This is a genomic window from Marinobacter sp. THAF197a (assembly GCF_009363275.1).
Taxonomy (GTDB): Bacteria; Pseudomonadota; Gammaproteobacteria; order Pseudomonadales; family Oleiphilaceae; genus Marinobacter.
In genome coordinates this window covers 851319-864157 of sequence record NZ_CP045324.1, presented here as the reverse complement: position 1 = coordinate 864157, position 12839 = coordinate 851319, and the positions used below count along the sequence as shown (strand labels likewise).

General features: G+C 58.4%; 11 protein-coding genes and 1 tRNA gene. 2 read left to right on the top strand and 10 right to left on the bottom strand.

The genetic code is table 11. The features are described 5' to 3' along the window. Window positions 1-92: 92 nt before the first annotated feature. The 6 genes from rplI to rnr all read right to left on the bottom strand — a co-directional run bounded on the left by rplI (window position 93) and on the right by rnr (window position 5586). Window positions 93-539 (bottom strand): 50S ribosomal protein L9, encoded by a 447-nt coding sequence (gene rplI / locus FIV08_RS03985; RefSeq protein WP_152437406.1) that lies wholly within the window; start codon window positions 537-539, stop codon window positions 93-95. Between the two features lie 20 nt (window positions 540-559). Beyond that, the gene (locus tag FIV08_RS03980) at window positions 560-1426 is read right to left on the bottom strand and encodes a hypothetical protein (protein WP_058092237.1); all 867 of its coding nucleotides are present in this window, start codon (window positions 1424-1426) and stop codon (window positions 560-562) included. 25 nt (window positions 1427-1451) lie between these two features. Next, on the bottom strand, window positions 1452-1682 hold the full coding sequence (gene rpsR, locus FIV08_RS03975; protein WP_008937282.1) for a 30S ribosomal protein S18: 231 nt from the start codon (window positions 1680-1682) through the stop codon (window positions 1452-1454). 24 nt (window positions 1683-1706) lie between these two features. Continuing rightward, window positions 1707-2120, bottom strand: coding sequence for a 30S ribosomal protein S6 (gene rpsF, locus FIV08_RS03970; RefSeq protein ID WP_061333280.1), 414 nt, complete (start codon window positions 2118-2120; stop codon window positions 1707-1709). A 243-nt stretch (window positions 2121-2363) separates the two neighbouring features. Next, window positions 2364-3101 (bottom strand): 23S rRNA (guanosine(2251)-2'-O)-methyltransferase RlmB, encoded by a 738-nt coding sequence (gene rlmB / locus FIV08_RS03965; RefSeq protein WP_058092239.1) that lies wholly within the window; start codon window positions 3099-3101, stop codon window positions 2364-2366. Between the two features lie 25 nt (window positions 3102-3126). Continuing rightward, window positions 3127-5586, bottom strand: a complete 2460-nt coding sequence (gene rnr, locus FIV08_RS03960) for a ribonuclease R (RefSeq protein ID WP_152437405.1) — start codon at window positions 5584-5586, stop codon at window positions 3127-3129. Window positions 5587-5837: 251 nt separating this feature from the next. Here rnr and FIV08_RS03955 point away from each other — a divergent pair. Continuing rightward, window positions 5838-5924 (top strand) — tRNA-Leu (locus FIV08_RS03955). 150 nt (window positions 5925-6074) lie between these two features. Here the strand turns inward: FIV08_RS03955 and FIV08_RS03950 are convergent. The 4 genes from FIV08_RS03950 to mpl form a co-directional block, all read right to left on the bottom strand. Next, complete coding sequence (locus FIV08_RS03950; RefSeq protein ID WP_152437404.1) at window positions 6075-8012, bottom strand: hypothetical protein; 1938 nt, start codon at window positions 8010-8012, stop codon at window positions 6075-6077. A 140-nt stretch (window positions 8013-8152) separates the two neighbouring features. Then, on the bottom strand, window positions 8153-9292 hold the full coding sequence (locus FIV08_RS03945) for an acyl-CoA dehydrogenase family protein (RefSeq protein WP_152437403.1): 1140 nt from the start codon (window positions 9290-9292) through the stop codon (window positions 8153-8155). A 129-nt stretch (window positions 9293-9421) separates the two neighbouring features. Then, window positions 9422-10042 carry a flavin prenyltransferase UbiX gene (locus FIV08_RS03940; RefSeq protein WP_152437402.1) on the bottom strand — a complete coding sequence of 207 codons (621 nt, stop codon included), beginning with the start codon at window positions 10040-10042 and terminating at the stop codon, window positions 9422-9424. Further along, the gene (gene mpl / locus FIV08_RS03935) at window positions 10035-11429 is read right to left on the bottom strand and encodes a UDP-N-acetylmuramate:L-alanyl-gamma-D-glutamyl-meso-diaminopimelate ligase (protein ID WP_152437401.1); all 1395 of its coding nucleotides are present in this window, start codon (window positions 11427-11429) and stop codon (window positions 10035-10037) included. Before mpl ends, FIV08_RS03940 begins: the two co-directional genes overlap by 8 nt. Before the next feature lie 144 nt (window positions 11430-11573). Between mpl and FIV08_RS03930 the strand changes: the two genes are divergently transcribed. Continuing rightward, the gene (locus tag FIV08_RS03930; protein WP_061333038.1) at window positions 11574-12836 is read left to right on the top strand and encodes a 6-phosphofructokinase; all 1263 of its coding nucleotides are present in this window, start codon (window positions 11574-11576) and stop codon (window positions 12834-12836) included. Window positions 12837-12839: the final 3 nt, after the last annotated feature.

The window sequence follows — 12839 nt, the reverse complement described above, 5'->3', positions numbered from 1 at the left end:
GGGCCCGAAACCGTTTCCGGCTCGGGCCCGTCTCAGAATGTTCAAGCCGTTGGCTTCAACACTCCATGCTTACATCAATCAACGATGACCGATTACTCGGCAACAACCGCCAGCTTGATGGTTACTTCTACGTCTGTGTGCAGCTGCAGTTCGATCTCGAACTCGCCAGTGGTCCGGATAGGACCTTCCGGCAGACGAACTTCGCTCTTCTCGACTTCCGTGCCACCGGCAGAAACCACGTCTGCGATGTCACGAACACCGATAGAACCAAACAGCTTGCCTTCGTCACCAGCCTTGGAGGTAATGGTGAAGGATGCACCTTCCAGAGCTTCGGCACGGGCCTGGGCAGCAGCCAGCTTCTCAGCAGCGGCTTTTTCCAGCTCAGCGCGACGCTCTTCGAACGCCTGTACGTTTGCGGCCGTGGCAGGAACAGCTTTGCCGTACGGCAGCAGGAAATTACGACCGTAACCGGCCTTAACCTTTACCTTGTCACCCAGGGAGCCAAGGTTTGCTACTTTCTCGAGCAGAATAACTTCCATCTCGTTAACCTCTTCGTGCTTTATTCAGCTGGCCCGGCGGGTTGTATACGCCCCCGGATATCCAGCCAGCTATCCACAAAAGCCAGAACCAACAACAGCAACATCAGACTCGGACCCAGCAATACCAGCGCCAGATAAAACATGGCCAGCCAGTTACCGCTCAACTGCTTACGACCAACAACACCGTGAACCAACCCCAGCGCAGCGATGAACAGCGGCGTACCCGCTGCCCAGGCCAACAGCATGGAATTGAGCCCCAACACCGGGCCAATCACCATGGTGAGTGCACAAACCACCGCAATGGCCGGCGACAACCTCAGGGCGTGGAATTCCTTCCGGAATCCGCCTGGGTTATAGAGCCCCGCCTGCCAGGCCCTCGCCAGCATGGTCATACCAACCGCTGTCGCGAAGTAAGTGCCCGCCATACTGGCGTTCATGGTGTCCCGGATGATCAGCTCAAGATCGCTGCCCAATGACCGGGCCACTTCGGCGTTGTACTGCTCGTAAAAGCTGACACCGGTCTGAACCAGATCGTTCAGCAGTGCCGGATACATGACGGGCAACATCAGCCCGCTCAGTATTGCCAGAAAAGCACCCGACAACAGTGCTTTCTCCCAGGCCAGGGTTGTTCGCAGGATGGATGCCATCAGCATCACCTGCAGCAGCACCACCAGTGACGTTGGATCCTGGCCGTAAACGGCCCAACCCAACGCCGGCATCAATGCCCAGAGGCCGATATTCAACCCCTGCCGGATGCCCAGTCTGAGAATGACCAGGCCGATAACCGCTGCGCCAATCCAGAACAACAGGGGCACTGCAGTGGTAACTGCTGCAACCCCGCCAGCCTGCAGGGGACCGCGCATTACATATTGTGCCAGTGCACGCATGGTCCCGGGTCCTGTCTATCTGTGCTTAGTGGTCGTGGCTGTCCGTATACGGCAGCAGTGCCAGGTAGCGGGCACGCTTGATAGCGGTAGCCAGCTGACGCTGATAACGTGCTTTGGTGCCGGTGATACGGCTGGGCACGATTTTGCCGGTTTCAGTGATGTAGCCTTTCAGGGTGTCCAGATCTTTGTAATCGATCTCTTTCACACCTTCTGCCGTGAAGCGGCAGAACTTACGACGTCTGAAAAAACGAGCCATAACGTAACTCCTAACTCCGGTTGATTACTCTTCTTCGTCCTGGGATGCGCTCTGACGATCTTCAGAGTCAGCTGAACGACGCGGACGATCGTCTCCGCCGGAACGACGGTCCTCACGGGACTCGGCAGCTTTCATCGGAGACATGTCGGTAACAGCCTCATCGCGACGCAGAATCAGGTCACGGATGATGGCATCGTTGAACCGGAAGTTATGAGTCAGCTCGTCCATAGCGGCTTGTGAACACTCAGCGTTCATCAGCACGTAGTGAGCCTTGTGGATCTTGTTGATCGGGTAAGCCAGGTGACGACGGCCCCAATCTTCCAGGCGATGTACCTTGCCGCCATCTTCAGTGATGACGCTGGTATAACGCTCGATCATTGCGGGCACCTGCTCGCTCTGATCCGGATGTACCATAAAAACGATTTCGTAGTGACGCATGAGTTCTCCCTACGGTTTAAACAGCTTTCTTCTGCGGCGGGCGCGGTTAAGCCCCGATCCCGAGCATGAAAGCAAGGAGGTGACAGCAAAGCTGCCGGCTTCTTTTTGCTTTTATCAACAAGACCTTAAACGCAAAGGCCCGATCAAAAGCCAGGTTCTGCCTGCCTGCATTCAGGCAATACAAAACCACCCCTTGGAAAAGGGGTCACGTATTCTAGGCGTATGAGCGGTGTTGTGCAAGACTTAACCGAGCCGCTGGCGCAGGGCTTCATACAGGCAAACTCCGGTCGCCACCGACACGTTCAGGCTATCGACATGCCCCAGCATGGGAATGTTGATCAACTGGTCGCAGTGTTCCCGGGTTAAACGGCGCATACCCTTACCCTCGGCGCCCATCACCAGGGCCACCGGCCCCTTGAAGTCTGCCTGATACAGGTTTGCACTCGCCTCGCCGGCCGTACCAATCAGCCAAACGCCGAGTTCCTTGAGCTCGCGCAGGAAGCGAGCCAGGTTGGTCACCCGAACAAACGGCACGGTCTCCGCCGCACCACAGGCAACTTTTCGGGCCACCGGAGTCAGCGAAGCGGATTTGTCCTTGGGCACAATCACCGCCTGTACTCCCACGGCATCTGCCGTACGCATGCAGGCACCGAGGTTGTGCGGATCGGTCACCCCGTCCAGCACCAGCAGGAATGGTGGCTTGCCACTGGCGGCCAGCTGGGCCAGCAAGTCCGCTTCGGTCCACTCACGGCTTTCCGCCACAGCGGCAACAATACCCTGGTGAACGCCGGCGACTCGCTCATCCAGCTCACGACGATGCACCACTTTCCAGCGCACACCCAGGCTATCCAGGGTGTCGGTAACCGATTTAACCCGCTTGTCCTGCCGCCCGGTCTGAATCCAGACTTGCTGCAGGCGCTCCGGCTCCCGCTTGAGAACGGCATCGACGGCATGCCAGCCAAATACATATTCCTGTGACACTGACGCTTATTTCCTGTGCAACGGTTTACTTTCGGGCCTTACGGGCTTTACCGCCGGCAGAGGGCTTGCCCCTGCCACCTTTTCGGGACGCCGCCCTGGCCGCCTCGGCTGCCAGCTTCTCCTTGGCACTCTCGGGCTTGCCAGATTTACCGCGCTTTCCGCCCTTTCCGCCCTTACCGGCACGATCACCTTTACCGCGGGTCTCGCGTTTGGACATGTCCAGGGCGTCACGATCTGCCGTCCTTTTCCTGGGCGTACTGACCAGTTCCAGATCGATCTTGCGATCTTCCAGGCCTACCCGAACAACCCGAACGCGAACCTCATCCCCCAACCGGAAGCTCACCGCGGTGCGCTCACCGATCAGGCGGTGCTTGGCGGAATCGTGGTGAAAGTAATCGCCACTGAGGGTGGACACGTGCACCAGCCCCTCAATATAGATATCCGACAGCTCGACGAAGAAACCGAAGGGTGTGACGGCCGCAATCACACCGTCGTGCTCCTCGCCCACGTGATCCCGCAGGAACTCGCACTTGAGCCAGGCCATTACGTCACGGGTGGCGTCGTCGGCACGGCGCTCGGTCATCGAACAATGCTCACCCAGTTGCTCCATACGGGCATAGTCGTAGGGATAAACCGCCAGCTCCGGATCGTGGTTTTTCGGCGACACCACATCTTTCTGAACTTCCGGATTGTGAATCCGGGACTTGATGGCTCGATGAACTATCAGGTCCGGATACCGGCGAATGGGCGAGGTAAAGTGGGTATAGCTGGGAAAGCCCAGACCAAAATGGCCAGCTTCTTCCGGGCTGTATACCGCCTGACTGAGGGAACGCAGCATCACCATCTGGATCACATTGGCATCCGGACGGTCGGCAACCTGGGCCAGCAGCTGCTGGTAATCCCCGGAAGTTGGTTTGTCACCACCCCCCAACTGCAAACCGAGCTCACCCAGGAACAAGCGCAGGTTATTCAGGCGCTCCTCGGAGGGCCCATCATGCACCCGGTAAAGCGCCGGCACCTGATGCTTTTTCAACAGCCGGGCCGTAGCCACGTTCGCGCAGAGCATGCACTCCTCTACGATCTTGTGGGCATCATTGCGGTGCACCGGCACGATTTCCTCAATCTTGCGCTCGGCATCAAAAACGATTTTGGTCTCGGTGGTCTCGAAATCAATCGCCCCACGCTCAGTCCGGGCACGGCGTAGCAGCTTATAAAGCTCATAAAGGTTATGCAGATGCGGCAGCAAATCGGCGTAATGGGCCGACAGCTTGTAGCCCTGCTCCGAGTCCGGGTGCTCCAGCATGGCACTGACCTTGTTGTAGGTCAGCCGGGCATGGCTGCGCATAACCGCCTGGTAGAAGGTGTAGCCACTGATATTACCGGCTGCGCTGATGGTCATATCCGCCACCATACACAATCGATCAACACCTGGATTCAGTGAACACAGTCCATTGGAGAGCTTCTCCGGCAACATGGGCACCACATGGTCCGGGAAGTACACCGAATTACCCCGGCGAATCGCCTCCTCATCAAGCGGCGAGCCGGGGCGTACATAATGCGACACATCCGCAATGGCCACTACCAACCGGTAACCGCCACGGGGCCGGGGCTCACAGTAGATGGCGTCATCAAAATCACGTGCGGTTTCATCATCAATGGTGACCAGCCGCATGTTGCGGATATCCACCCGGTTGGCCTTGTCTTTCTCGGCAACCTCTTCAGGAATCCCCGCTGCCTGCTCACCCACGGCACTTGGCCAACTGTGGGGAATCTCATAGGAACGGATTGCCACATCGATTTCCATGCCAGGAGCCATGTGCTCCCCCAGGACCTCGATAATCCGACCTGTCGGCTGGGTGCGTACGGTGGGCTGGCGCAGAATTTCCACCACCACGTACTGGCCGTGCACAGCCTTACCGGCGTGCTCATCCGGCACCAGAATTTCGTGATTGATGCGGGCATTCTCGGGCACCACAAATGCAATGCCGCTTTCCTTGAAGAAGCGACCAACCGTCTGACTGGTGCGATGCTCCAGAACTTCGACAATTACCCCTTCACGGCGACCACGATCATCCACGCGGTCCACCCGGGCAGCTACCCGGTCACCATGAAACACCTGGCGCATCTGGCGCGCGGTGAGGAAAAGATCGGAGCCGCCGTCATCGGGAATCAGGAACCCGAAGCCATCTTTGTGTCCAGTCACCTTACCCGTGACCAGATCCGCCTCTTCAATGGGCAGGAACGCATCCCGGCGGTTACAGATCAACTGGCCATCACGGCACATGGCAATCAGCCGTCGCCGCAACGCCTCGATACCTTCCTCGGACGTTTGCCCCAGTTCCTGGCACAACGTCTCATGAGTGGCCGGCGCACCTCGCTCTTTAAGGTGCTTGAGAATAAACTCCCGGCTCTGGATAGGGTTTTCATACTTCTGGGCCTCACGTTCAGCGTGAGGATCCCGTCCTTCTTTCTTCCTGGAAACCATTCGGATCCTTGTTATCAGGCCGCAAACACTGCGGCGGAATTCATTATTCCAGCAGTATAACGTCGGTAGGCCGTACCTGCCTAACCGCGGGCTGATTTATAGGCATAAATACGGCAGAAAGATTTTTGAAAAAATATTTGACAGCGTTCGGGGGAATTATTAAAGTACGCGCCATCGGTTGAGGGGCAACTTCTCAACACGGGCAAAACGCTAAGTTTTCAACAAACTAACAGCGGTTTTGCAAATCACCTGCCGAGGTGGTGAAATTGGTAGACACGCTAGCTTCAGGTGCTAGTGGGGGCAACCCCGTGGAGGTTCAAGTCCTCTCCTCGGCACCATTCCTCCCCCAGGAATGGACAGAAAGAACTCCCAAGCATTAAGAATCACACTAGCATCGAAGCTATTGGTGTTGTTTTTGTGTTTCTGAAACGCGCCCTGAGCCGTGGCCCCGCGCCTAACCCCGGAAGCCACAACCCGACGAGCTCAAATCACTCCGCCAGCAAACCCACCAGGTAATCCGACAGGGTCTGATACTGATAATCTAACCTGGCATAGGCGTTTCTCGGCGCATCCTGAAACCGGGCACCACAACCGGCCACGGTTGTCACATCCAGCAGGTACGCCGTCTGGATCAAGTTTGGCAGGTCGGGGTTCAGGCTGTCGGCATCCAGCCGGGGGTAGTAGAGCGACCACTGGAAGGCGCCATCACCGGGGCTGACCCCATCGAGATTAGCCGTTGCCGTGTCCAGGAACGGCAGTTTCAGCAATCGCTCTATGGCCAGTCCGTCCACGTCACGGGCGTCGTACTCATAGGCTCGGGGCCCGAAGTTGTTGGCGGCCTCTGTATTGCCGGCATAGTCAAACGGGAATAGCCGGGTGACATAGGGTGCCGCCTCATCAACCGGTGTTCGGTCGGTACCTTCAGGTTCGCAGGCCTCATCGGGCGTGGTGAAACTGAGTTCTGCTTCCGTCACCTCCTCCGCCAGTACCCGGTAACCGGTCACCCAATCCGGCGCATCTGCCTCCAGCTCTTCCGATGGCGAGTTGGCCGCCAGTGTCGTGAAGGTTCGCCGCTCAATTCCCGCACTCCCTTGGCGCTCAACCAACTCTACTCCGGCATCATCCTGGGTCCAGCTCCAGGACAGTTCCGGCGTTCCGTCCAGCTCTGAGCTTTCCGGAGAAACCGCCAGGGTTTGCTCGTGGCAGCTGGTTACGGTATCGAAGTACGCTTGCTGATTGTCCCAATCGAAGACTATTCGCTCGTGGATAGCCTCGCCCTCTTCCTCATAGCGCTGTCGACTTTGGCGGGAGAGAGAGGCTGACGGCAGCCACTGGGTCTTCAACTGCGCCATATAACCGTTCACCTGGATCAGGCGGGCGACCTCAGGCATGGAAGGCACCAGGCACCCACGACTGGACACGGAAAGCAGTTGCCCGTCTTCGGTGTAATCAAAAACCAGTTCCGCAGATATCTCGAGATCGGAGGTACCCGTGGGCAGATCCTGCCCCCGCCTGGAATCCGCAGATACCTGCAGGCGGGTCAAGAGCACCGGATTGGCCAACTCCACTGGCACGTTGGGCAATGCCAGTGAATCGGTGTCCAGATTCTCATAATTGCCTGCTGCAGCCGCATCAACGATGGCAATAACATCGCCCGCGTTCTGCACCAGGGAATAGCCCAACAGGAAAACGGCATCCTTACTCAGTTGCCGCTCGGTACCGTCACTGCCGGGGCGCGAGAGCACTTCATTGTAGCTATCCGGAATCTGGCTGGCCATGAAGCGAGCCAAGGCTCTGGCGTAAGCGTGGGCGCGATGATCGCCGGCAACGATATAGTCCTGCCAGAGGTTCAGGCCATCCAGATCTGCTAACTGGCTTTCATTGACCGGGCTCAGGCTGTTGCGGCGGGCGGCGTCGGCGCGGAACCGGGCCAGTGTGGTCAGTGGTGTCACGTTACGGATGCCGGGGCCGGCCGACATCAGGTAAGCCTGCTCAACAACCACGTCGCCGCGGGAGGTTTCCTCCAGGGTTTTGCCGGGAATGGCCAGGGCGTACAGCGGGTAATGCCTGGGGTCCAGATTAGGCCCAACGGATGGGTCCACGCTGAGTGCCGAGATATCGATGGAGAACCTGCCGCCCGGGCCACTCATGGCCGTGGGCTCGCCTTCGTCGAGAATCACCACTGCGCCGTTGGCCAACTCCACTTCCAGCGGGCCCGGGGTGAATTGGCCATCACCATCAATATCCAGCCAGACTCGGGCATTGTTGAGGTAACCGTCAATCACGCGCCCCTGATATGGCGCAGGCTCGCTGTAATCAACCCCATCGAAATCTCGCCCGTCAACGGGCAAGCGATCGGATTCTTCACCGCAACCGGCGATAACAAGAGACAGCAAAGGAACAGTAAGGGTGATCAGGCGTTTCATCGCGGCAACCATTTATCTTTATTAGTGCCGCTACTTTAGGAGATGTGATCGGTACAGACCTTGACAGGCTTGGCAAATTGTAAAGTTTGGTAACAGGCAAGCCCCGGAATGTGCCGGGGCTTGCACTTACAGGGCTCCGATCAGAACGACCGGGCCACGATTTCCTTCATGATTTCGTTGGTGCCGGCGTAGATGCGCTGAACCCGCGAGTCTGCCCAGGCCCGGGCGATCGGGTATTCCCACATGTAGCCGTAACCGCCGTGCAGCTGCACGCATTCGTCCATCACCTTGCACTGCAGGTCGGTGGTGTGCTGCTTGAGCATGGCAGCGGTGGGAATGTCCAGCTTCTTGTCCAGGTGCAGTTCCAGGCAGCGGTCGGTAAACACGCGGGCGGCGGTGATTTCGGCTTTCAGTTCCGCCAGCTTGAAGCGGGTGTTCTGGAACGCGATAACCGGCTTACCGAACGCCTTGCGCTCTTTCACGTAATCCAGGGTCCATTGCCAGGCGGCTTCTGCGGCGGCTACGGCGGTCAGCGCCACCTGCAAGCGCTCCGCCGGCAACTCCTGCATCAGCTGGAAGAAACCCTGTCCTTCCATGGCGCCCAGCAGGTTGTCGGCCGGTACTTTTACATCCTGGAAGAACAGCTCGGAGGTATCCTGGGCCTTCATGCCCACCTTGTTCAGGTTCTGACCTTTCTCGAAGCCTTCCCAGGCGGTTTCCACCAGCAAAAGGCTGGTGCCCTTGGCGCCTTCCTTGGGGTCGGTCTTGGCGACAACGATCACCAGGTCCGCCAGCTGGCCATTGGTGATAAAGGTTTTGGAGCCGTTCAGAATGTAGTGGTCGCCCTGGCGAATCGCGGTGGTTTTTACGCCCTGCAAGTCGGAACCCGCGCCCGGTTCGGTCATGGCGATGGCGGTGATCATTTCACCAGAGGCCATTTTCGGCAGGTACTTCTGTTTCTGCGCTTCTGAACCGTAGTTCAGAATGTAAGGCGCCACGATATCGGAGTGCAGTCCCCAGCCAATGCCAGACAAACCGGCCCGGGAGATTTCTTCCATAATCACCGCGGAATATCGGAAATCGGCGCCAACACCGCCATACTCTTCCGGCAGCATCGGGCACAGGAAGCCCAGCTCGCCCGCCTTCCGCCAAAGCTCGCGGCTGACCTGGCCGTCTTTTTCCCATTGTTCGTGATAAGGCGCGGCTTCCTGCTCCAGGAATTTGCGGACGGAGTCCCGGAAGCCTTCCAGATCGGCGTCGAAAAGAGTACGTGGAATCATGCTGAACCTCGGTGAACGGGTTGGTTTATCGTTGTGTTCAGCAAGTCTGTGGCGGGGCGGGTTTTCGCTCAATGGTGAAAACCATCAATCGCTTTGGCCAAAACCATCGCCCCGGACGGGCGCGGATCGTCAGTCCGCGCTCTCGCCCCAACGGGGTACCAGGGTTTGCGGCAGGTCCAGGTGGTCCAGAATCCGTGCCACCATGAAGTCCACCAGGTCATCCAATGATTGGGGGTTGTGGTAGAACCCGGGGCTGGCGGGCATGATTACCGCCCCCATGCGGGTGAGCTTAAGCATATTCTCCAGGTGAACCTCGGAATACGGTGTTTCCCGCAACACCAGGATCAGCTTGCGGCGCTCTTTCAGCGCCACATCGCCGGCTCGTTCGATCAGGTTGTTGCTGGCGCCGGTAGCCAGCGCCGACAGGGTGCCTGTGCTGCAGGGGCAGACCACCAGCGGGGCCTTTTCTCCAGAGCCGGAAGCTGGTGGCGAGAACCACTCTTCCCGGCCAAACACCCGCACCTGCCCCGGCTTTGCCTTGGTATAGTCCGTGAACGCCTCGACCATGGCCGGCTTGGAACCCGGCAGCCGGAACTCTGTCTCGGTGGCGATTACCACCTGGGCAGCCTTGCTCACCATCACATTCACCCGGCAGCCATTGGCCACCAGGCATTGCAGCAGTCGCAGCCCATACTGGGCACCAGAGGCACCGGTAAAGGCCAGATTGATGACCGGCGGGTTATCAGCCACGACGTTTCTCCAGTTCGGCAACCAGTTTACGATGAATATCACCAAAGCCGCCATTGCTCATAACCACAATGTGGCAGGTTTCAGGTAGCTGTTCCACGGCGCGGGCAATCAAGGCTTCAACCGATGCTTCCACCCAATGGTGGTCCAGTTCACCATGTTCAGCACGCCAGCCTTCGACCAGCTCTGGTAGCCAGGTCATATCGCTGAGGTTACCCCAGAGGACCCGGTCAGCAGCGGCGGCACTGGGAATCAGGGTTTGCTGGTGCACCCCTTGCTTCATGGTGTTGGAACGGGGTTCGATGATCGCCAGTATCGGTTCATCCCCCACCCGGTTGCGCAAGCCTTCCAGAGTCAGGGCGATGGCCGTGGGATGATGAGCGAAATCGTCATACACACGCACACCGCCTACTTCGCCCACCAGTTCCATGCGCCGTTTCACGCCGGAGAACCGGCACAGGGCCGCCACTGCATGGTCCGGGGTGACACCCACATGGCGGGCAGCGGCGATGGCCGAGAGCGCATTGCGCACATTGTGCATGCCGGTGAGATTCCACTTCAGGGTGGCGACTGGTTGCTCGTGGTGAATCACCATAAACCGGCTGCCATCCTCCGCCAGCAGTTCAGCGCGCCAGTCTGCGGTGCGGCTGATCTCGCTGCCGATGGCGGTATCCTGCACCGGGCTCCAGCAGCCCATGTCGAGGGCATTATCCAGGTGCTTGTCGACCGCCGGGCGGATAATCAGCCCTTGGGAGGGTACGGTACGCACCAGGTGGTGGAACTGGCGTTCAATGGCTTCCACGCTGTCAAAGATATCAGCGTGGTCGTATTCCAGATTGTTCAGGATCAGGGTGTTCGGGCGGTAATGGATGAACTTGGAACGCTTGTCGAAAAACGCACTGTCGTATTCATCCGCCTCAATCACGAAAAAGTCACTGGTACCGAGGCGCGCCGAAACCGGGAAATCCTGGGGCACGCCACCTACCAGGTAACCGGCATCAAACCCGGCCTGGTCCAGAATCCACAACAGCATAGCGGTGGTGGTGGTTTTGCCATGGGTGCCGGCGACCGCCATCACCCAGCGATGGCGGAGCACTTCACGGGCCAGCCACTCGGGGCCAGACATGTAATCAATGCCCCGGTTGAGCACCGCCTCCACTTCCGGATTACCCCGGGACATGGCATTGCCGATCAGCACCAGATCTGGCCTGGGCTCAAGATTGTCGGCACGGTACCCTTGCATCAACTCGATGCCCTGAGCCTCAAGCTGGGTACTCATGGGCGGGTAAACACCCTGATCGGAGCCGGTCACGGTATGGCCAAGCTCTCTGGCGATAACCGCCAGGCTACCCATAAAGGTGCCGCAGATGCCCAGAATGTGTATGTGCATTAACGTGTTGCCTCCGGTTTGAAACCTGCCAAGCCTCTACCATACTTTCTGCGGGGTCAAGAGCCGGTATGTGCTCATGAAAAACCGCCGTGTTTGGCGTATCATCTGCGCCATCGTTGAACCAGCAGGAGGCCTTAGCCCGAGATGGCTATCAAGAACGCATTTTATGCCCAATCTGGCGGGGTTACCGCCGTTATCAATGCCAGCGCCTGTGGCGTTATCCAGACCGCACGCAAGCACACGGATAAAATAGGCAAGGTGTTTGCCGGTCGTAACGGCATTATCGGTGCCCTGAAAGAAGAGCTGATCGACACCAGCCTGGAATCAGACGACGCCATCGCGGCGTTGCTTCACACCCCGGGCGGCGCCTTTGGCTCCTGCCGCTACAAACTGAAGAATATCTCCGAGAACCAGCGCGAGTACGAGCGGCTGATCGAAGTCTTCCGCGCCCACGACATCGGCTACTTCTTTTACAACGGTGGCGGCGACTCTCAGGATACGGCGTACAAGGTCTCACAGATTGGTGAAAAAATGGGTTATCCGATCACCTGCATTGGTGTGCCCAAAACTGTCGATAACGATCTGCCGTTCACCGACTGCTGCCCGGGCTTCGGTTCGGTGGCCAAGTACATTGCCACCTCTACCCTGGAAGCCAGCCTGGATATCAAATCCATGTGCGAAACCTCCACCAAGGTGTTCATCCTGGAAGTAATGGGCCGGCACGCGGGCTGGATTGCAGCGTCCGGTGGCTTGGCCGGCCAGGGTGAAGGCCAACCGCCGCACATCATTCTGTTCCCGGAAATTCCGTTCAACCGGGAGAAGTTTCTGGAGCGAGTCGACCAGTGTGTGAAAGATTACGGCTACTGCGTGGTGGTCGCTTCTGAGGGGGCCCAGTACGAAGACGGCCGCTTTGTGGCCGACGCCGGTGCCAAGGATGCCTTTGGCCATACCCAGCTGGGCGGTGTTGCTCCGGCACTGGCCAACATGGTCAAACAGGCCCTGGGACACAAGTACCACTGGGCCGTTGCTGACTACCTGCAGCGGGCCGCCCGGCACATTGCCTCGGCCACCGATGTGGAGCAGGCCTATACCGTAGGCAAGGCCGCCGTGGAAATGGCAATAGCAGGCAAACAGGCGCTGATGCCCACCATCGTTCGCGAGCAGGCGAAGCCCTACCGCTGGAGCATTGGTGAGGCCAACCTGAGCGAAGTAGCCAACCAGGAAAAGAAAATGCCGATCCACTACATCACTGATGATGGCTTTGGCATTACCCAGGATTGCCGGGACTACCTGCAGCCGTTGATCGAGGGCGAGAGCTTCCCGCCATTCGAGAATGGTCTGCCCAAGGTTGCGCACCTGAAAAACCAGCTGGTCGAGAAGAAGCTGAGGACTGAGTTCAAGCTCTGAGCT

Coding starts and splice junctions, on each gene's coding strand:
- rplI (WP_152437406.1), bottom strand. CDS start 539: ATGGAAGTTATTCTGCTCGAGAAAGTAGCAAACCTTGGCTCCCTGGGT.
- FIV08_RS03980 (WP_058092237.1), bottom strand. CDS start 1,426: ATGCGTGCACTGGCACAATATGTAATGCGCGGTCCCCTGCAGGCTGGC.
- rpsR (WP_008937282.1), bottom strand. CDS start 1,682: ATGGCTCGTTTTTTCAGACGTCGTAAGTTCTGCCGCTTCACGGCAGAA.
- rpsF (WP_061333280.1), bottom strand. CDS start 2,120: ATGCGTCACTACGAAATCGTTTTTATGGTACATCCGGATCAGAGCGAG.
- rnr (WP_152437405.1), bottom strand. CDS start 5,586: ATGGTTTCCAGGAAGAAAGAAGGACGGGATCCTCACGCTGAACGTGAG.
- FIV08_RS03950 (WP_152437404.1), bottom strand. CDS start 8,012: ATGAAACGCCTGATCACCCTTACTGTTCCTTTGCTGTCTCTTGTTATC.
- FIV08_RS03945 (WP_152437403.1), bottom strand. CDS start 9,292: ATGATTCCACGTACTCTTTTCGACGCCGATCTGGAAGGCTTCCGGGAC.
- mpl (WP_152437401.1), bottom strand. CDS start 11,429: ATGCACATACACATTCTGGGCATCTGCGGCACCTTTATGGGTAGCCTG.
- FIV08_RS03930 (WP_061333038.1), top strand. CDS start 11,574: ATGGCTATCAAGAACGCATTTTATGCCCAATCTGGCGGGGTTACCGCC.